A 20,499-nucleotide genomic window follows, 5' to 3' on the forward strand; every position below is an offset into this window, starting at 1 on the left:
AAAAATCTATCAGTAAGGGAATGGACATGTCCTGTCTGTGGAACAAATCATGACAGGGATATCAACGCAGCAAAAAATATACTGGAAGAAGGATTAAGACAAATAGCATAAAAATAACAATATAGGGCAGGGACTGCCCGAATTAACGCCTGTGGAGATAGTAGGTTACGAGGTCTGCGAAGCAGGAAGCCCATTGGCTTTAGACAATGGGTAGTTCACTTTGCTAAGGGCATTATCTTAGTCGAAAAACTGCTTGTTTCAGCGATATTTTTAGCATTGCTTATTTCTATCAGTAATATCATTGCTCCGGCAACGGCAGTATATTCTCTTTTGCACAGCATTACAGGAAGTATCGGAATTATCCTTGCGTCTGTCTGGCAAATCCCTTTGGGACAGTGATGGCACTACTGATCACGTCGGATTGGTAGAACGGGTAGAAAATGGCCGCGTCTACACGGTGGAGGGAAACTCCGGCGATATGGTCCGGCAGAGCAGCTATTCTATCGGAGACATCAGCATTTACGGGTATGGAGTACCAAACTACTAGCCGAGATAAAAAGGCCAGCCGCTTGTAGGCGGCTGGATACATAATATTAAACTTTTTTGTGTAATTTACGATAATCACGAGGAGACATTCCTACTTTTTGCTTAAAAAGGTAGGTAAAGCTACTTTGCTGAGCATAACCAATAATAGCCGAAATTTCTCCGATTTGATAATAACTATTTATGAGAAGTTCTTTCGCACGTTCTATTCGCAAATTATTGATAAATTCTATAAGCGTTACACCACTTACAGAATGAAATAATTCAGAAAGTTTAGATTTACTCATTTGGCACATTCTAGCAATATTTTTGACATCCAAAGATTCACAATAATGTTGTTGTAAAAAATGAATTAAACGATGTATTGCTTCACGATCTGCATCACAAATACTTCTTACGGAAGGCGAAAGTGATTCTTGAATATGCCAGTCAACTAAACATGCAATTAGTTCAAGTGCTTTTGCTTCATAGAAAAGTTCACTTGTTGCTATAATGGGTGTATAATCGGCAATTTCTTTAAAAATAGAAATTACAGAAGGAATATTTATCGTTCCATTCATCAACGCAGCTATGCGAGGTAAATCTGAAAAATCACGATCATACAAACTGCTTAGACGAGAATTATAAAATTCTGGTGTAAAAGCAATGCTGACGCTATCAATAGAACTAGATGCTGGCAGAGTATACTCATGTTCACCGTCTGGCAAATAATATCCAAGAAGCTGCTCTTTCTGTTCACTATTTTTATCGGATACAGCCTTAGCAACTATCGGAGAACTTAAGGAAATTACTAACATTGCGGGATGATGATAACGATAGTGCATTTCTTTATAATAAGTTAAATGATAAATGGTAACGGAAAAATAAGGATTAACCGGATATGTCCAAAGATAACCATTTCCTAAATCAGCATTAGGTACCATTGTAAAACCGCAACCGTTATTTTGACTGTTCGACTTTTCTGGAGTAAGCCCTAGTTGCGGAAACAAACCTTGCATAAAAGGATCTGTATTCAAATCACATTCTCTCCTTTTTAGTAAAAAATCCAATTTATTTAGGAAAACGTCCAAATCTATTATCCATGTATTGAAACAAATAAAGGTGGACGATATACTAAATAAGTGCAGTTAGCACTATCTAATTATATGGCATAAGTATATCATATTTTATGAAAAAGAACAAGGAGGGAAATCAATGCTACCAGTATATATATCATCCACCTAGTTATTAGAGGCAAAACGTGTTAAAGACTAAATATTAGATAGGAGAATGGGATAATGAGTAAAGAACTAAATTCAAACAAACTAAATGGTAAAGATTTAATTAATGCAGGTATTTTCTCTGCTATTTATGTAGTAATTATTATGCTTGTTGCGTGTACTGTTGGCATGATTCCAATAGGATTTATCTTATTGACGCTTCTTGTCCCTTTACTTGAAGGAATACCAATGATGTTATATTTTGCCAAAATCAAAAAAGTAGGTATGATTATGATCCTTCAAGTAGTTATCGGGCTTGCTATGATTATTACCGGTATGGGATACGACCTTCTTATATGGGGAATTGTTACAGGGATTATTGCTGAAATTATTATGAAAGTTACGAAATATAAAAAAGGGATTGCATGTGTACTTGCTTATGCTGTATCTTGCATTTGTATTGCTGGTAACTATGTTCATTGGATTGGCGCAAGTGATGAATGGTTAGCAAGCAAAGCAGCCGGTTATGGAGAAGTTTATATGAATACCATTGCTGGATATTTCAAAATTTGGTGGGTATTTCCTGTTATGATAATTCTTTGCTTTTTAGGTGGCCTTATTGGAGGGCTTATTGGACGTAAAGTAATGAAAAAACATTTTGAAAAGAGTGGGTTAGTATAAATGGCTTCAGAATTATATCAAGAAAAGGCTTCGTCAAAGCAGCTCTATCTTGATCCACGGACCAAAATTCTGCTTTGCCTCAGTGTTTCTACAACATTAATTGCAGGTAATGGTACAGGATATTTGTTATACTTACATTATGCTCTGGCTGTCCTTCCTCTCATTTTTTTGTTGATTTTGAGAAAGTTTAAGGCTGCACTTTATTACGTTACTGTGTATGCCTTTGCTCTTTTTGTTCCAGACTTAATTATGCCATACCTTCCAAATGCAGTTAATCTTTTATTTACAGGTGTATTCGCATTTTCAACAAAACTAATACCAGGAACTATGATGGCGTATTTCTTATTTGCAACAACATCTGTCAGTGAATTTATTGCAGCAATGGATCGTATGCACATTACAAAGAAATTGTCAGTCCCTATTTCAGTTATGTTTAGATTCTTCCCCACTATAAAGGAAGAATATCGAAACGTTCAAGATGCAATGAAATTACGAGGAGTAGGTTCTGTTCGTGATCCTATGAAAATGTTGGAATATCGTATGGTTCCGTTTTTAATGAGCGTGGTATCCATAGGAAATGATTTATCTGCCTCCGCATTGACAAGAGCATTAAACTCTCCGAATAGAAGGACGAATGTATGCAATATAGGTTTTACAGGGCGTGACGTAATAACATTTATAGGAATTTTCTTTTTCTTTTCCTTGTATTTTAGCATTATGTTATGGCAAGGAGGTACAGTATGATCAAGTTTAATAACGTAGATTTTACATATCAAAATGCCCAAAACGGAGCAGGTGTTCATAATATCACTCTTTCTATCCCACAAGGGCAGGTTGTTCTTTTATGTGGAAGTTCTGGATGTGGGAAGACTACTTTAACAAGAATGATTAATGGACTAATTCCTCACTTTTATGAAGGAGAAATGAGAGGAGATGTCACTGTTTGTGGTATGTTGACCGCAGACAGTGACTTATATGAAATTGCTCCATTTGTAGGAAGTGTATTTCAAAATCCTAAATCTCAATTTTATACGGTAAAAACAGATACTGAGATTGTTTTTGGGTGTGAAAATGTTGGAATGCCAAAAAAACAAATACTTTCAAATTTTGAAAATACAGTTAAAGAGTTGAATATATCAACTCTTTTAGGAAAAAGTTTGTTTTCTCTTTCAGGAGGAGAAAAACAAAAAATAGCATGTGCTTCTGTGGCTGCGTTGTTCCCTTCTATTATTGTGATGGACGAACCGACTTCCAATTTAGATATGAAAACTATCTCTTATTTAAAAGAGATTATCAAAAAATGGAAGAAAAGTGGAAAAACAGTTATTATTGCAGAACACCGATTATATTGGTTGATGGACTTAGCTGACAGAGTGATTTACATGGATAATGGGTATATAGTGCAAGACCTTCTTATCAACGAATTTAGGGAATATTCTGAAAACGATTTGCACCAAATGGGCTTGCGCAATTCTATTGCATCTGAAAATAGCTTGTACAGGTGCAATGAAAGAGATACGGGGCTTACGTTTACTGATTTTAGTTTTTCGTATAAAAACGCACCACATAAGGCGTTAGACATTGAAAAACTTTCTATTCCTAAAGGCGCAATAGTAGCTGTGTTAGGAAACAATGGGGCGGGAAAAACAACATTTGGGCGCTGCCTTTGCGGATTAGAGAAAAGGTGCAAAGGTACTGTGATTTTAGAAAATCGAGAATTAACTCAAAAGCAGAGGATTGCTTTATCTTATATCGTAATGCAAGACGTAAATCATCAACTGTTTACAGAAAGTGTAATTGATGAAATTCTTCTTTCAATGGAAAAACAGCCGGGAACTTTGGAGGAAAAAGAAAAGCGAGCTATGGAGATACTACATCTACTTAAATTACAAGAATTTAGAGAGTGTCACCCAATGTCATTATCTGGAGGCCAAAAGCAACGTGTTGCAATAGCCAGTGCGTTAGGATCAGGGAAAAAATTTCTTGTATATGACGAGCCTACCAGTGGTTTAGATTACAGACACATGCTAGATGTTGCAGAAGCAATTCGGGAAATGAAAAAAGCTGACAATACTCAGTTTATTATTACTCATGATGCAGAACTTGTTTCCCATTGCTGTGACTATATTATCCTTATGCAGTCAGGGAAAATCATAAAACAAGGTTCATTAATGAATCAAGATATAAATAAAGCAGTACGGGAATTCTGGAAACAGTAATTCCCGATTGTTTAGAAAGGAAATGAAATAAATGCTAAAAAAGATATTATATTATGGAAAAGAAAACAATAAAAAAACCGTTAGGTCAATTATTGTTCTCTTTTTATCTGTGATTTTTCAAATAGCCCCTTTTCTTTTTATATATTTTATAATTGGCAAAATACTAAATCACCAGACAGTTACAATATCATTTATTATAATATGTGCAGTTGGAACTGGCATTTCATTATTTTTACAGGCGATTACATATTGTAAAGGATTAGGACTATCACATGAAGCGGCTTATGGCACTTTAATGAATTTAAGAATATCATTACAAGGTAAAATGGAAAAATTACCTTTAGGAGTCATTGAAGGTAAAGGAACAGGTACATTTAAAAAGATTTTTATTGATGATATTGACAGCTTAGAGGTCTTATTGGCTCATGGAATACCAGAGGGCCTGTCTAATTTAATGGGGATTCTGGCTGTTTATTTTTTTATCTTTATTATTGACTGGAAAATGGGATTATTGGTACTTTTTACTATTCCGATGGGTATGATACCAATGATTCTAATGTATAAAATTGGTAACAAAGGTATGGAAGCTTACTATACTGCTGGACAAGTAATGAATAATACTATTGTTGAATATGTAAACGGTATGGAGGTTGTAAAAGTATTTAATAAATCGGGTGAATCCTATGAAAAATTCAAAACCGCTATTTGTAATTATAGGGACTATACTCTTGCATGGTTTAAGGCATGTTGGCCCTGTATGGCAGCTTATAGCGCACTTATTCCATGTACAATCTTATTTGCACTTCCAGTAGGCTCATGGCTAGTATTACAAGGAATAATAGAATTATCTCAATTTGCCTTAGTATTATGTCTGGCATTAGGATTAGGTTCTCCTTTATTACGGACTATGTCATTTACTTCTGTAATGCCACAGGTAAAATATAAAATTGACGAATTAGAAAAATTAATGGATATTCCCCCTCTAAAGGAAGGTTCTGCTCTTTTTGAAGGAGAAGATTATAATATTTGCTATGATAATGTCTGTTTTGGCTATGATGAAAAAGAAATCTTACATCATGTATGTCTTAACCTAAAACCGAATACTAAAACTGCTTTTGTTGGAGAATCCGGTTCAGGAAAGAGTACACTTGCTAAACTGTTGGTCCATTATTATGATGTAAATTCTGGATCTATCTCGATAGGCGGACAAAATATCTGTGATATGAGTTTGGAAACTTTAAATAATCTTGTTTCCTATGTTTCGCAAGATAATTTTCTTTTTAATACAACTCTTATGGAAAATATACGGATTGGAAAACCCAATGCTACGGATGAAGAAGTAATAGAGGCCGCTAAAAAGGCTCACTGTATGGAATTTATTAAAAAATTTCCTGAAGGGTTTAAAACCTTAGCTGGTGATTGTGGTAATCAATTATCAGGTGGAGAAAAACAAAGAATTACGTTGGCAAGAGCTATTTTAAAAAATGCGCCTATTATCATTCTGGATGAGGCTACTGCTTTTGCTGACACCGAAAATGAAGCAAAAATTGAAGCAGCTATTTCAGAATTTGTGCATAATAAAACATTGATTGTTATTGCTCATAGATTGTCATCTATTATTAATGCAGATCAAATATGTGTATTAAAAGCCGGAGAAATTATTGGCTGTGGTGTACACGAGGAGTTATTAGTAAATAACGAGTGTTACAGGACACTATTGGAGGCACATCAGAAAAGTCAAGGGTGGCAACTGGGTAAAGGGGGGATTTTATGATTTTGAATATGATGACCCGTATACTAAAAGTATCCGGAAAATATAAAAAACAAATTCAAATAGCTTTTATTTTTTCTGTTTTAAATGCAGTTCTTGCTAAAATGCCAATTTTATATGCAATGATTATAATAAGTAAATTATATTATGGGACAATGACTTCACTTCATGCTATATATGTCGGCATAGTAATGGTTATAACCATCATTTTGCAAATGATTTTTCAACATGCAAGTGATCGTTTACAAAGCGGAGCTGGATACTTACTATTTTCTGATAAACGAATCGAATTAGGTGAACATCTAAAGCGCTTGCCAATGGGATATTTTACAGAAGGAAATATTGGTAAAATTAGTTCCGTTCTTTCTACGGATATGCTTTTTATTGAAGAAAATGTAATGGCAAAAATAGCTAATATTTTAAGCTACGCTTTTTCCGCAATAATTTTAGTTGTATTTATGTTTATAATGGACTGGAAATTAGGAATTATTGCTACCATAACTTCTATAATTGCAATTTTAATAGGGCAAAAAATGAATAAAGTATCCCTAAAGGAAGCGGAAGTACGTCAAGAACAGAGTGAGCATTTAACAGAGGCGGTATTGTCGTTTGTAGAAGGAATTTCTGTTATTAAAAGTTATAATCTTTTGGGAAACAAGTCAAAAGAGTTAAGCGAAAATTTTCGCCAATCAAGAGATAAAAATATACAGTTTGAAGAAATGGTTACACCCTGGATGCGTGGTCTAAGCTGGTTGTATGCAATAGGAATTTTAGGAATTTTAATTAGTGGTTTATTTTTGTTTATATCTGATACATTGTCGTTGACTTATACAATGGGTATGCTTTTATTTGTTATAGAGATTTTTAATCCTTTAAAATCATTATATGCAGAATCAAATAACATGACAATCATGGAAAGCTGTTTGGATCGAATAGAAGAACTTTTTGCAGTAGAAGAACTTCCAGACAAAGGTAAAAAGGAAATTAACACGTATGAATCAGAGTATGTTGTAGAATATAAAAATGTTTGTTTTTCTTACGGTAAAAAGGAAGTATTGCATGATGTGTCATTTGGTTTAAAGGAAAATTCTATGACGGCTTTAGTAGGCAAAAGTGGTTCTGGAAAATCAACAATCGCTAATTTATTAGCGCGTTTTTGGGATATTAACAGTGGAACAATATATATTGGCGGTATTGATATAAAAGAACTCCCATTATCTGTTTTAATGAATCAAATTAGTATGGTTTTTCAAAATGTTTATTTATTTGAAGATACTATCTATAACAACATTTTAATGGGACGTTCAGATGCCACAGAACAAGAGGTTATAGAAGCTGCAAAGAAAGCCAGATGTTATGATTTTGTTATGGAACTTCCAAATGGTTTTCAGACTATTATTGGCGAGGGAGGCGCAAGCTTATCAGGAGGAGAAAAACAACGTATTTCTATTGCGCGCTCTATTCTAAAAAATGCGCCTATTATTATTTTGGACGAAGCTACCGCAAGCATTGACAGTGATAATGAAAGTTATATTCAAGAAGCAATAGATGCGTTAGTAAAAGGGAAGATACTTTTAGTGATAGCTCATAGGCTTAATACAATCAAAAATGCTAATCAAATATTAGTTTTAGATGAAGGTAAAATAACAGAACATGGGACACATGAAGAATTAATAATACAAGACGGTTTGTACCGTCGCTTGTGGTCTAGCCAACAAAATACCGGAACATGGAAAATTAATTAGAGATTATTAGGCTTTCTCTGCTCTAAATCATTTTGGAAAGGAGGTTTGCTATGTGATTTTAACTTCATCATTGGAAGATTATCTGGAAGCTATTTTGATTATTCAACAAAACCGCGGTTATGTACGCTGTACAGATGTGGCGGATCATTTAAGAGTGAAAAAACCGTCTGTAAGCCGGGCGGTAAAGGAACTGTCTAAAAAGAAATGTGTGATGAAAAAAACAGATGGTACACTCTCCTTAACAGAGCAAGGACAGAAATTAGCTAAACAGATTTATGAGAGACATTTGTTTTTTACTCAGCAGCTTATGGATGTGGGCGTTCCTTATGAGATTGCAGAACAGGACGCTTGTCGATTAGAACATGTTATCAGTGAAGAAAGTTTTAAGAGATTAAGAGAAGCAAGCCGTACTTCTAATATGCACTTTGGTATGGGACTTTATATCACAAGCAACATTATCAAGCAACATGGCGGGCAGCTTGTTTTAAGCAATTCTAAAAAGACTGGCGGCGCACAGGTTATTATCAAAATTCCATATTAAAAGTAGTGGGCGGTACTGTGGTATTGCTCATTATTTTTTCTAATCTTTATAAATTCTACAAATTTTCCATATAGCATATAGGTAAAGAATAGAACTATAATCTGCCGGACGACGGCAAAAGAAAAAAAGCCGTCGTAGAGCAGACTTTTTCTTTTCTGGAGAGCAGGTGGATACTATGCAATTTTGGAGGAGTGTGGTAAAATGTGATTGTTTATCATGTTAGGAGATTAGGAAGGTAGATGAAATGAGGACAATTTTGTTATTGGAAGATGATGAGAATCTGAACCGTGGAATCGCGCTAAAACTGCAGAAAGAAGGGTATCAGGTTTTTTCCGCTTTTCAGATTTCAGAGGCAGAAAAATTGTTTGATGAAAATAGAATAGATCTGGTAATCAGTGATATTACTCTGCCGGACGGAAAAGGACTGGAGTTTTGCAGGAAGATTCGAAATAAGAGCAAAGTCTTTGTACTGTTTCTCACGGCAATGGATTCGGAAATTGATATGGTAAACGGCTATGATGCAGGGGCGGATGATTATATTACAAAGCCATTCAGCCTGATGGTACTGGTTTCAAAAGTTCAGGCATTTATGAGAAGAATGGAAGGAGTCTGCGGACACAACAGAATCTTATCGGGAAATATCGAAGTAAATTATGGAGAAATGAGAGCGTTAAAACGAAATGCTGATGGAGTGACTCCTTTGCCATTAAGTAAAAAGGAACTTCAGATAATGATTTACTTTATGGAAAACGCAAGGCAGATTTTATCAAAAGAACAGATTTTAGAGTATGTCTGGGATGTTGACGGGCAGTTTGTAGACGATAATACAGTTCCTGTAAATATCAGCCGATTGAAAGGAAAAATCGGGAATGATTATATACAAAATGTAAGGGGGATGGGATATATATGGACCGAAGAAAGCGTACAGGAGTAGCTCTGGCAGCAGGGCTGCTTTTTCTGTTTGTGACAGAGATATTGTTGCTGTTTCTGGCAGGAAATAGTTTATACAAGGAAGAGCAGGGGAAATTAGGGGCGTTAGTGCTGTCCCATCCGGAACAGGAGACGGAGTATATAGAGTTATTTGACAGAGGAAAGCAAAGAAATCGTCAGGAAGAGGAAGCGGGGAAAGAGCTGGAGGAGCGTTACGGGTATACTCCTTTTGATGGGAGAAGCGTGAAAACCTTTGCTGCATATGGAATAGGAATGGCGATGGTTTTTGTGGCAGGACTTGGAGTTTCATGGGTTTTGTTTTTGCGAAATAAAAGAGACCGGCAGCAAGATGAAAATAACCAGGAAGAACTTCGGGAAAAATATATAGAACTGCAGAATCATTTTGAAAAAGTAAGAGAAAAACTTTCCAGAGAAGAAAATAATACAAAATCTTTAATTACAGATATTTCCCACCAATTGAAAACACCGATTGCTTCATTGAAGATGAGTTGTGAACTGGCGGGGTCTGCCGATTTAACCTGGGAGGAACGGGAAGAATTTTATAAAAAGGAATGGGATGAAATTCAAAGACTGGAAAATCTTTTGGATTCACTGATTCATGTGTCCAGATTGGAATCTGGGATGATTCAGATTCAGCCAGAGATGGGCAGTCTGAAAAATACATTGGTACAGGCTGTAAACAGTGTGTATATGAAAGCGTATGAAAAATCCATAGATATTTCTCTGGATGAATTTCAGGATGTGCAAATTGTACACGACTCGAAATGGACAGGAGAAGTGTTCGTAAATATTTTAGACAACGCAGTAAAGTATTCGCCGGAGCATACAGAAATCCGAATTCGGGTAACAGAGCTTGCTACCTGCATGATGCTGGAATTTATCGACCAGGGAACAGGTATTCCGGAAGAAGAGGCGCATCGGGTATTTCAGCGTTTTTACAGAGGAAACCAAGAGTATGTAAAAAAACAGGAGGGCTCTGGGGTTGGACTTTATCTTGCCAGAAAAATTTTGGAGGAGCAGAAAGGCACGATTTGTGTAAAAGCAGCACCTGAAGGCGGTAATAATTTTGTGGTGACATTACCAAAGAAATAGATTTCTGAAAAAAAGATTTCTTACAAAATTGTTATGCTTTTTGTAAGCCTGCTGTAAGACTGGATTGATAGAATGACATTAGCAAAGAAAAAGGAGGCTTCAAAGTTTATGAAAGCAATATTAGAAACAAGAGATCTTGTGAAATATTATGGAAAAGGCGATAATTTGGTGAAAGCTATTGACCATACAGATTTAATAATCGAACCAGGTGAATTTACAGCAATTGTAGGACGTTCTGGATCGGGAAAAAGTACTCTTCTTCATATGCTGGGAGGATTGGACCGTCCTGATTCCGGAAAGGTTTTGATAGAAGGAAGAGATATTTTTCAACTGAAAGATGAAAAACTTGCAGTGTTCCGCAGAAGAAAGATTGGGTTTATTTTCCAAAGTTACAATTTAGTACCATCCTTAAATGTTTGGGAAAATATTGTGCTACCCATTGGATTGGATGGAAAGAAAGTGGATACAGAGTATGTTATGGATATTATCTGTAGAATTGGAATGGAGGATAAATTGAAATCCTTACCGAATACTCTTTCTGGTGGGCAACAGCAGCGGGTTGCTATTGCAAGAGCGTTGGCATCCCGCCCGGCGATTATTTTAGCAGATGAACCAACAGGAAATTTGGATTCCAAGACGGAGTTAGAAGTGATTTCTATGTTGAAATCCTGTGTTTCAGAATATGGGCAGACACTGGTTATGATCACGCATGATGAGACCATTGCGCAGATGGCTGACCGTATGATTGTCATTGAAGACGGTAAGGTGGTGAGAGCATGAAAACAGTAACAAAAACAGCGCTTGCCAATGTAAAACAGAACAAAGGAAGAAATTTTTTATGTGGATGCGCCATTGCACTGACTACGTTTCTGATATTTGTTGTTTTAACGGTGGGATATGGAATGATCCGCGTACGGCTTGCATCGGTGGATGCTTATTATCCAACTTACCATATTATGTTCCGCCAAGTTTCCGAGAAAAACACCAAAGCACTTCAGGTGCATAATGATATAGAAGAAATCGGTCTGAGAATGGATTTGGGACAGATTATAGATGATGATGCCACAATCATTATGACCGCTATGGATAATAATGGGATTCGGTTGAACAAAGCGGAGTTAGAAGAAGGAACTTTCCCAAAAAATGAAAAAGATATTGTTGTTTCCAAGGGAGTTTTAGAGGAACTGGGAATTCAGGGAAAATTGGGTGATGAAATCACGATTCCATACCAAATTTACGAAAAAGACGGTATGGGATATGCGAAAGAAGACACTTTCCGCATCTGTGGCTTTATGAAATCTTCTGATTTGAATAAAGAAAAGAAAATGTATTTTGTGATGAATTCCATGGAATATGCGAAACAGATGATACCGGAAGCAGACAGAGAATATCGTGTGATGTTCCGTCTGGCAGATGCAGAGCATATGACAACAGATGAAATCGTAGAGAGGGGAAAAGAAATCGGAGAGGATTTTGGTGTACCTGAGGGAAATGTGGTAGAAAACAGAGAGTATTTGGCTGCAAATTATACGGATCCGTCATTTGTAAAAGGAATGATCGTGGTAATCGTTATGGTTGTTTTAGCAGGAATCCTGACTATTTACAGTATTTATTATGTGTCTATGATACCAAAAGTACAGGAATATGGAAAATTAAAAGCCATAGGCTCCACCAAAAGACAGATTCGGCAGATGGTATTCCGTGAAGGAATGCTGGTTACGGCGCTTGCCCTCCCTGTAGGATTGCTTATCAGTAGTTTCCTGTCCAGATGGATTATGAAACAGATGATTACTTTTATGGCAGGCGAAGACCCTCTAATGCAGGTAGCAGCAGAACTTGTAAAAAATGGTGAGGTATCTTTGTTGCACTGGTGGATTTATGCGATTACCATTATGGCGGTGCTCTTTACTTCCGCAGTTTCTTTGGCAAAACCGATGCGAATTGCTGCCAAAGTTTCGCCCATTGAGGCTATGCGTTATCAGGGGTTAGAAAAACGTGGGAAAAAAGTACGGAAAGGCTATCAGAATCTCACGATTTTTCGTTTGACAAAAGCAAATATGGCAAGAAATAAAAAGAGGACTGGGATTACGATTGTTACATTAGGAGCAACTGGTATTCTGTTCATGGTTGTGGCAACTATTTTATCTTGCGCGGCACCGAAAGAAATTGCAAGAAAGGATATTGAATCTGATTATAAAATTAAATTGGAAACATGGGGTGGGGACAAAATGAATCCGGACAGAGACTGGAGACAGGTTCAGCAGAATAACCCCTTGACGAAAGCGTTTATTGATCAGGTTCGTGATGTAGACGGTGTGGAAGAGGTAAAGGTAAAAACATTTATGAATGGCAAAATTCCGAAACTATCTATGGATGGTGAAATTTGGGACGCGGATATTATTGGACTGGATGCATCTTATGCAGAAACGCTGGAAAAAGGAGAGATACAAGGACATGTGACATATGAAGAATTGGAAAAAGGAGATAAAATCCTCATGTCTGCTAATATGCTATACTGGTTCCCGGAACTGAAAGTGGGAGATTCCTTGAAGATGGTTTTGAATATGGGAGATGACAAGGTAGAAAAGACTTTTGAGATAGGAGCCATCGGAGATTACTATGAAAGCCTTGGCGGAAGTTCATTTTATCTGCCCCAATCAGTGTTGGAAAAAATGAATCCCAATAATCTGAACTACACACTGGAAATCACAGTGAATGATCAGAAAAAGAACAGTGCATATCAGGAACTTCAGGCACTTGCCGACAACAGTGAATACCTGGTGACAGGAAGTTATGAAGAGCAACTTCAGGAGTGGGAAAAGAATATGCGGTTGATGAGCGTTTTGTGTTATGCATTTCTGATTATTCTGGGTGGAATTGGAATCATGAATCTTGTGAACACTATGATGAACAGTATTTACACAAGAAGGCGGGAGCTTGGAATGATACAGGCGATAGGAATGTCTGAAAAACAGTTGATCCGTATGCTGCAACTGGAAGGAATCATCTATACTTTGGGAACATTGGCAGTTTCTGTGGGCATTGGAAGTCTTGTAGGATATGGTGCATTTCTTTATGCAAAAACCAAACACATGTTTCAGATCACTGAGTATCATTTTCCAGTGGTCCCAGCAGTGCTTTTGATTTGTGTGGTTGCCTTTTTACAGGTACTGCTCACATATGGAGTATCTGCAAATTTCCGAAAATTGAGTTTGATTGATCGGATACGATATGCAGAGTAATATATTAAAAACATCATATATACAAAGGGAAACGCTATAAAAAAACAGAATTGCCCAATATGATTAAAAGGACCACCGTGCCATAAAGTATCTTCACGCGTCATTTCTAAATTACGGCGGCTTTGATTTTCAGAGCCGCCGCTTTCTTTGTTTGCGCGCCATGGGCGCGCTCTAACGGGTGTAAGTCCCGAACATGCCCAGGTAGTGGGAAATGTATAGACGAACAGCAAGGGTGTCTACCGTGAGGTGGAATCTGAAGGAAGCTGTAAGCAAATCTCTGGTCCGACGGACAGAAATCACATATAAGGCTAGGCTTCGAGTGATAAGCTGGCAAAGAACAGCGAAGTCTAATAACTACCACGTTTGTAGAAGCAGAGTAAATGCGGCGGATATATGGAGAGAAAGAGCGTGCACCTTAAGCGTGGAGGTCTCACAGAGGTTTCATTAGCCTAGTAACAACGAACTGTGAGAAGTCAGCCGAGCCCATAGTAGTGAAGAAGTCTCTGTAATGGGGATGGAGCGAAGGGGCGAACAATCAATCAGTTTGAGTATGTCTCGTATTGCAGAAATGACAACATCTGCCGTAACCAATCGGGTAAAAGGTGGTCAAATCAAGCGAGACGGAAAGGAAAGAACGCATGGACACAAGTAATCTAATGGAGCAGATATTATCTAGTGATAATCTCAACAGAGCATATCTGCAAGTCGTACGAAACAAAGGTGCTGAGGGAGTGGACGGAATGAAGTACACAGAACTGAAGGAACACCTTGCAAAGAACGGCGAAACCATCAAGGGACAGTTGAGGACAAGAAAATATAAGCCTCAGCCAGTACGAAGAGTGGAGATACCAAAGCCTGATGGCGGTGTCAGAAACCTGGGAGTACCAACAGTAACAGACAGATTCATACAACAAGCCATCGCACAGGCGTTAACACCAATCTATGAGGAACAGTTCCATGACCACAGTTACGGATTCAGACCTAATAGATGTGCACAGCAGGCAATTCTAACGGCACTTGATATAATGAATGACGGAAATGACTGGATTGTAGACATCGACTTGGAAAAGTTCTTTGACACAGTAAACCATGATAAGCTAATGACTTTAATTGGAAGAACAATTAAGGACGGAGATGTCATCTCTATTGTAAGGAAGTATCTAGTGAGCGGAATTATGATAGACGATGAGTATGAGGATTCCATTGTGGGAACTCCACAAGGCGGAAACCTTTCTCCATTGCTGGCAAACATCATGCTCAATGAACTTGATAAGGAAATGGAAAAGAGAGGGCTTAACTTTGTACGATATGCAGATGACTGTATTATCATGGTCGGAAGTGAAATGTCTGCGAATAGAGTTATGAGAAATATCTCACGATTCATCGAAGAAAAGCTAGGGCTCAAGGTCAACATGACTAAGAGTAAAGTAGACAGACCAAGCGGACTTAAATACCTTGGATTTGGGTTCTACTTTGATTCAAGAGCGCATCAGTTTAAGGCAAAACCACATGCAAAATCAGTAGCGAAGTTTAAGAAGAGAATGAAAGAACTCACATGCCGTAGTTGGGGTGTTAGCAACAGCTGTAAAGTGGAGAAGCTCAATCAGCTCATAAGAGGTTGGATTAACTACTTCAAGATAGGCAGTATGAAAACACTATGCAAGGAATTAGATTCAAGAATCCGTTATCGGCTTCGCATGTGCATTTGGAAACAATGGAAAACACCACAGAATCGAGAGAAGAACCTTGTAAAACTTGGAATAGACAGAAACACAGCTAGACGAGTTGCATACACAGGTAAAAGAATAGCTTATGTATGTAACAAAGGCGCAGTAAATGTTGCTATAAGTAACAAAAGATTAGCCTCATTTGGACTAATCACAATGTTAGATTACTACACCGAAAAGTGTGTTACTTGTTAAGTTGATTGAACCGCCGTATACGGAACCGTACGTCAGACTGTCTAACGATTAAGAAAAATGTTATAATAAAACTACCAAATACAGTATCGTAGGGGGATTCGTTATGGCATATATTGTTGGCGCAGATAGATATCAAACAAGAATGGTAACCACTTCATTAGATGACTTAATAAGTAAGGATAATTCTGTACGAGTAATAGATTCTTATGTAGAATCCTTAAATTTAGAAAATCTAGGTTTTATAGAGTATAGTGGTAGGAATCGAGGACAATCACCTTATCGCCGATCTGATTTATTAAAACTTCATATCTATGGCTATTTAAATAAGATTCGTTCTAGCAGAGCATTGGAAACAGAAGCAAAACGCAACCTGGAATTAATGTGGCTGGTAAACTGCATAACACCTGATCATGGTACTATTGCAGGTTTTGTTCAGAAGAATAAGGCTGCGTTTCACAATACATTACGAAATCTTACCCTTATTCTCAAAGGATGGGGGCTCATTGATGGAGAACTGATTGTTATTGATGGAACTAAGATCCGTGCTCAAAACAGCAAGCATAATTGTATTACGCAAAGCGGTTTAGATAAAAAAATCGAATATGCGGAAGCTCAGATAAATGCATATCTTATGGCAATCGCTAAAGATGAAGCGCTGGCAGATGACCTTACAGATAAACTAAAAACATATCAAGAGCTAAAAGAACAGTATCTTACACAAAAACAGGAATTAAAAGATGAAGGACTGGAACAAAAGAGTTTGACAGATCCTGATTCAAGAAGGATGAAAAATAACGGCTCATTGGATATCTGCTACAATGTACAGTCTGTTGTAGATGCAAAGAATCATTTTGTTGTAGATATTTCGACGACTAATGATATAAATGACCAAAACCAGCTTTACACTATGGCACAAAAAGCATCCGAACTTTTAGAAAAAGAGTCTTCTACAGTTCTGGCAGATACAGGTTATTATAACGGAACGGAGATAAAAAACTGTGTTGATGCCGGAATGAATGTCTTTATAAAAAAAGCTAAAGCGAATAATGCTACAAAGGATAATGAATTTCGCAAAGAAAAGTTTATATATAATGGTGAAACTGATGAATATACATGCCCAGCAGGAGATAGATTACGATTTTTTGAAAATACTTCGAAGAATGGTATGAAGTATCGCAAATATAAGTGTACAGACTGCAATTCATGCAAATATAAAAAAGACTGCACTACTTCTTCATCTGGAAGAACGATACAGCGTTGGGTACATGAAGATGTTCTTGAAACTGTGTATAATGAAACACTAAATAATAACGAGGTTTATAAACAGAGAAGATGTATCGTGGAGCATCCGTTTGGGACTATAAAAAGAAGTCTCGGATATAGTTTCTTTCATCGACGCAGACAAGAGAATGTTGACGCAGAAGCTGCATCTATGTTTATCGCTTATAACTTTAAGCGATTATTAAGCATGTTTTCAACAGAAGAATTAGCAACGAAGTTTGAAGGAAGTGTGATGTAGCAGGGAGAGGAACGCATGTAATTCATGTGAAAAACAAAGATAAAAATGGTATTAAAAAAATCAAATATAAAAATACCGTACATCAGACTGAATTTTCGAATCGTTAGACAGTCTGACGTACGGTGGTGTGAGAGGTCGGAATTTCTCATTTAAGAGAAATTCCTCCTACTCGATTTGCCTATCGGCAAGTCTACGACGACCCGAACACTGTAAAAATACGGCGGCTAATGGCGGCTATATGCTGGAAAAACGACCGGAAGAAATTTCTCTTATCCTTTACAAATCATAGCCTAATAGTATATAGTTGACATTTTTTTATGAATATGATATTTTGTTAAGTACGTTAACAAAAAGGAGCGGTGAAATGAACTACGAAAAAATTTTATGCGAATTTCAAAACTTCATAAAAGCATATCTCAGTTTAGAACACAAACAACATAGAATTCTTGACTTGAATTTATCAGAGGTACATTTATTGAAAGTAGCTGAACAAAACCCAAATTACACTCTTAGTGAATATGCTGAAAAGCTGAATGTAAGTCGAAGTGCCATTACGCAATTAGTTAATTTGTTAGAAAAAAAAGATTGTGTCAAAAAGAAAAAGGCTAACATGAAAAGTTTTGTGCTTGAGTTAACATCTAAAGGAGAAATAGTATGTAATAAACATGATGAAGAGCATAAAAAAATAGAAAATGATTTAAGAAGAATTTTTGAAAAATATGATTGTATTTTTTTTGAACAATTGAGCGAATTAATGTCTGATATCATAAGCGCTTGGGAGGAATACGATGGGATGTAAAATTATAATTGAAGATACTAATAAAATGATGGATTCAAAGATGAATATATGCATCCAGGGATTAAAAAAGTTTGAAGAAATTAAAATTATTTTAGAAACAAACTGTTTTTATAATATAAATGCTCCTATGAATTGGTCAGAGAATACATTTTGGCAAGCTGAAGCTATTTTTCTTAGTGATTCAAATGGAATAGTATCCCTTAAAAACTCACCATCTAAAGGGGGAGATTATATAGGCATTAGAGATATGGGGCTGTTTGAATCTCTTAAGGCTGTATCTATAGTTAATAAAAAACATATTAGAGACCTTAAAAATTTACCTTTAAATGATGTTGTAAGTTATAAAATTTCAGTTTTATCGGATGGAAAGTTACTTGCTAAAACAACTTTTAATAGATTCTATAAAAATTCTAATATAAATTACTATGATATACTAAGGGATAGTTGGCAAGGGAGATTGTTTTATGAGGAGGATAAAAATAAAAAACCAGCTATTATAGTATTATCTGGTAGTGATGGAGGAATTGAAAAAGCACAAAATATTGCAATGATGTTATCAAATCATGGTTTTGTGACACTAGCTATTAGTTATTTCGGAATGAATAACCAAAAATCAAGTTTAGATAGAATACCACTTGAAAACATTGAAGAAGCATTAAAGTATATACAAAAGTTGACATTTGTTGATTCTGCAAAGATTGGAATTTATGGTAGATCAAAGGGAGCAGAATATAGTCTAATGTTTCTAACTAAATATGATGGTATTAAATGTGCAGTTTTAAATTCTCCAAGTGATAGAGTTTATGAAGGGTTAAAAGGAAAGAGAAATTCTAAACATTCTTCTTGGACATATGGTGGAAAAGAGATATCTTATAAACCATTTAAAATAAGGGAATTTATTATGAATATGCTGACGAAGAAATCAAGTATTGATGATTCTGGAGTTATGGACATAGAAAATGTTACATGTCCCCTTTTACTAATTACTTCAATAAAAGATGAAATATGGGATTCTTATAGTGCATCAATTAACATTATGAAAAAAGCAAAATCATATGAAAAGAGTATTGTATTAACAACAGAGTTAGGGCATATGAACACCATTTCCTATCTTCCAAATCCACGCTATAAAAAGTATAAAACAGACAAAATATATTATGAGGCTATACTGTCGTGGGAAAATACTCTATCTTGGTTTATTAATTATTTAAAAAACATATGAAAAGATTAGTTTATAAAAGCGTGAGGAATACGGAGTAACACAAACAAGGCTTAGATCGTTGGAACTGATTGGATTGACTTGGGAAGATGTAGATGTCAGAACGAAAGCGGTAAGTATTGACCATCAGTTGATTTATAAAGATTTAGGCGATGGCTATAAATTCCATATTTCCACGCCAAAGACGGATTCTGGAATCCGAACTATCCCTATGACATCAGATGTACAAAGAGCATTTGAAGAACAAAAGAAATTAAACTTTATGCTTCAAAAAGGAAAAGATGTTGAGATAGACGGTTATAAAGGATTCATTTTCATGGCAAAGTCCGGCAGACCGCTCATGCCTAGTGCAATAAACAATATCTTATATAATATTGTAGACGCATATAACAAAAAAGAAGTTCAAATTGCAAAGACTGAACATAGAAATGCTGAATTGTTACCAACGGTATCCGCTCACATTATGCGACATACGGCTTGTACCAGAATGGCAGAAAAGAGGATAGACGTAAAAGTTCTTCAATATATTATGGGACATGCCCACATAGATGTAACAATGGACGTGTATAACCATGTAAGTGAGATGTCCAGAATTGAGAGTGAAATCACAAGGCTGGAAAGCGTAGCAATTAGCTGACACCAAAAATAAAAAAATTGGTGTCAAAATGGTGTCAAATCAAGAAAAAGTGATGATTATAAGGAAGAAAAAGTGTTGCAAACCTCGTAAAATCAAGGTTTGCAAAAAAATCTCAAAAAACTAGCACTCAATACTTGTTATCACAGTGTGGATTTTGTCTAACTTCATAGAGTGCCGTAAGTGCCTATTTACGGGCATTCTCGGATTTTATGATTTTGTCTTAGCTCATCAGAAATCGTCATTTTACAAAAAATTGGTGTCAAAATTGGTGTCAATCAGCAGAGAGATACCTTTTCTTGCCACAGTATATCAGTATCACAAATTGAAAAATTGAATATTGTAAGTAGATTATGGAACGCCGATATTGACGTTCCTTTTCTATTTCCAGCCGTTCAGAAATGGACGGCTTTTTCTATATC

The 20,499-nt window shown here is 36.2% G+C and carries 16 protein-coding genes and 2 pseudogenes; 17 read left to right on the forward strand and 1 reads right to left on the reverse strand.

The features are described 5' to 3' along the window. Both G593_RS0111965 and G593_RS21515 read left to right on the forward strand, forming a co-directional pair. A partial coding sequence (locus G593_RS0111965) for a zinc ribbon domain-containing protein (RefSeq protein ID WP_029731825.1) occupies positions 1-111 on the forward strand: 111 nt, incomplete at its 5' end. Between the two features lie 277 nt (positions 112-388). Then, positions 389-547 (forward strand): annotated as a pseudogene (locus G593_RS21515) (CHAP domain-containing protein); the annotation flags it as partial. A 46-nt stretch (positions 548-593) separates the two neighbouring features. On the opposite strand, the gene G593_RS0111975 reads toward G593_RS21515, so the two are convergent. Continuing rightward, positions 594-1,559, reverse strand: a complete 966-nt coding sequence (locus G593_RS0111975) for a helix-turn-helix domain-containing protein (RefSeq protein WP_029731827.1) — start codon at positions 1,557-1,559, stop codon at positions 594-596. A gap of 261 nt (positions 1,560-1,820) precedes the next feature. On the opposite strand from G593_RS0111975, the gene G593_RS0111980 reads away from it, so the two are divergent. The 15 genes and pseudogenes from G593_RS0111980 to G593_RS0112055 form a co-directional block, all read left to right on the forward strand. Further along, positions 1,821-2,423 carry an MptD family putative ECF transporter S component gene (locus G593_RS0111980; protein ID WP_029731828.1) on the forward strand — a complete coding sequence of 201 codons (603 nt, stop codon included), beginning with the start codon at positions 1,821-1,823 and terminating at the stop codon, positions 2,421-2,423. Further along, positions 2,424-3,167: an energy-coupling factor transporter transmembrane component T gene (locus G593_RS0111985; RefSeq protein ID WP_029731829.1), complete on the forward strand. Its 744-nt coding sequence runs from the start codon at positions 2,424-2,426 to the stop codon at positions 3,165-3,167. Further along, positions 3,164-4,642: an ABC transporter ATP-binding protein gene (locus G593_RS0111990; RefSeq protein ID WP_029731830.1), complete on the forward strand. Its 1,479-nt coding sequence runs from the start codon at positions 3,164-3,166 to the stop codon at positions 4,640-4,642. The genes G593_RS0111985 and G593_RS0111990 overlap by 4 nt, the downstream gene beginning before the upstream one ends. A gap of 31 nt (positions 4,643-4,673) precedes the next feature. Beyond that, the gene (locus tag G593_RS0111995) at positions 4,674-6,416 is read left to right on the forward strand and encodes an ABC transporter ATP-binding protein (RefSeq protein WP_029731831.1); all 1,743 of its coding nucleotides are present in this window, start codon (positions 4,674-4,676) and stop codon (positions 6,414-6,416) included. Next, a complete protein-coding gene (locus tag G593_RS0112000) occupies positions 6,416-8,158 on the forward strand; it encodes an ABC transporter ATP-binding protein (protein ID WP_155961808.1) in 1,743 nt (580 codons plus the stop codon). The genes G593_RS0111995 and G593_RS0112000 overlap by 1 nt, the downstream gene beginning before the upstream one ends. Positions 8,159-8,210: 52 nt before the next feature. After that, complete coding sequence (locus G593_RS0112005) at positions 8,211-8,699, forward strand: iron dependent repressor, metal binding and dimerization domain protein (RefSeq protein WP_081646544.1); 489 nt, start codon at positions 8,211-8,213, stop codon at positions 8,697-8,699. Between the two features lie 244 nt (positions 8,700-8,943). Further along, entirely contained in the window at positions 8,944-9,633 is a 690-nt protein-coding gene (locus tag G593_RS0112010) for a response regulator transcription factor (RefSeq protein WP_029731834.1), read from the forward strand. Then, a complete protein-coding gene (locus tag G593_RS0112015) occupies positions 9,606-10,742 on the forward strand; it encodes a sensor histidine kinase (RefSeq protein WP_049946486.1) in 1,137 nt (378 codons plus the stop codon). Before G593_RS0112010 ends, G593_RS0112015 begins: the two co-directional genes overlap by 28 nt. Positions 10,743-10,850: 108 nt before the next feature. Continuing rightward, entirely contained in the window at positions 10,851-11,522 is a 672-nt protein-coding gene (locus G593_RS0112020; RefSeq protein ID WP_005341592.1) for an ABC transporter ATP-binding protein, read from the forward strand. Next, complete coding sequence (locus G593_RS0112025) at positions 11,519-13,984, forward strand: ABC transporter permease (RefSeq protein WP_029731836.1); 2,466 nt, start codon at positions 11,519-11,521, stop codon at positions 13,982-13,984. The genes G593_RS0112020 and G593_RS0112025 overlap by 4 nt, the downstream gene beginning before the upstream one ends. 638 nt (positions 13,985-14,622) lie before the next feature. Then, a complete protein-coding gene (gene ltrA, locus G593_RS0112035) occupies positions 14,623-15,906 on the forward strand; it encodes a group II intron reverse transcriptase/maturase (RefSeq protein WP_029731837.1) in 1,284 nt (427 codons plus the stop codon). A 103-nt stretch (positions 15,907-16,009) separates the two neighbouring features. Then, a complete protein-coding gene (locus G593_RS0112040) occupies positions 16,010-17,425 on the forward strand; it encodes an IS1182 family transposase (protein WP_029731838.1) in 1,416 nt (471 codons plus the stop codon). A gap of 364 nt (positions 17,426-17,789) precedes the next feature. Continuing rightward, positions 17,790-18,224: a MarR family transcriptional regulator gene (locus G593_RS0112045; protein WP_029731839.1), complete on the forward strand. Its 435-nt coding sequence runs from the start codon at positions 17,790-17,792 to the stop codon at positions 18,222-18,224. Further along, positions 18,214-19,446 (forward strand): acyl-CoA thioesterase/bile acid-CoA:amino acid N-acyltransferase family protein, encoded by a 1,233-nt coding sequence (locus G593_RS0112050; RefSeq protein WP_029731840.1) that lies wholly within the window; start codon positions 18,214-18,216, stop codon positions 19,444-19,446. The genes G593_RS0112045 and G593_RS0112050 overlap by 11 nt, the downstream gene beginning before the upstream one ends. A gap of 52 nt (positions 19,447-19,498) precedes the next feature. After that, positions 19,499-20,080, forward strand: a pseudogene (locus G593_RS0112055) (site-specific integrase); the annotation flags it as partial. Positions 20,081-20,499 lie beyond the last annotated feature (419 nt).

Source organism: Dorea sp. AGR2135 (genome assembly GCF_000420885.1).
In the GTDB taxonomy this organism is placed as follows: domain Bacteria; phylum Bacillota; class Clostridia; order Lachnospirales; family Lachnospiraceae; genus Dorea; species Dorea formicigenerans.

What these genes read in the sequence shown, in the direction of transcription:
- G593_RS0112050 (WP_029731840.1), top strand. Translation starts at nt 18,214, where the DNA reads ATGGGATGTAAAATTATAATTGAAGATACTAATAAAATGATGGATTCA.
- G593_RS0112020 (WP_005341592.1), top strand. Translation starts at nt 10,851, where the DNA reads ATGAAAGCAATATTAGAAACAAGAGATCTTGTGAAATATTATGGAAAA.
- G593_RS0112015 (WP_049946486.1), top strand. Translation starts at nt 9,606, where the DNA reads ATGGACCGAAGAAAGCGTACAGGAGTAGCTCTGGCAGCAGGGCTGCTT.
- G593_RS0111995 (WP_029731831.1), top strand. Translation starts at nt 4,674, where the DNA reads ATGCTAAAAAAGATATTATATTATGGAAAAGAAAACAATAAAAAAACC.
- G593_RS0112040 (WP_029731838.1), top strand. Translation starts at nt 16,010, where the DNA reads ATGGCATATATTGTTGGCGCAGATAGATATCAAACAAGAATGGTAACC.
- G593_RS0111980 (WP_029731828.1), top strand. Translation starts at nt 1,821, where the DNA reads ATGAGTAAAGAACTAAATTCAAACAAACTAAATGGTAAAGATTTAATT.
- G593_RS0112045 (WP_029731839.1), top strand. Translation starts at nt 17,790, where the DNA reads ATGAACTACGAAAAAATTTTATGCGAATTTCAAAACTTCATAAAAGCA.
- G593_RS0112025 (WP_029731836.1), top strand. Translation starts at nt 11,519, where the DNA reads ATGAAAACAGTAACAAAAACAGCGCTTGCCAATGTAAAACAGAACAAA.
- G593_RS0112010 (WP_029731834.1), top strand. Translation starts at nt 8,944, where the DNA reads ATGAGGACAATTTTGTTATTGGAAGATGATGAGAATCTGAACCGTGGA.
- G593_RS0111985 (WP_029731829.1), top strand. Translation starts at nt 2,424, where the DNA reads ATGGCTTCAGAATTATATCAAGAAAAGGCTTCGTCAAAGCAGCTCTAT.
- G593_RS0111990 (WP_029731830.1), top strand. Translation starts at nt 3,164, where the DNA reads ATGATCAAGTTTAATAACGTAGATTTTACATATCAAAATGCCCAAAAC.
- ltrA (WP_029731837.1), top strand. Translation starts at nt 14,623, where the DNA reads ATGGACACAAGTAATCTAATGGAGCAGATATTATCTAGTGATAATCTC.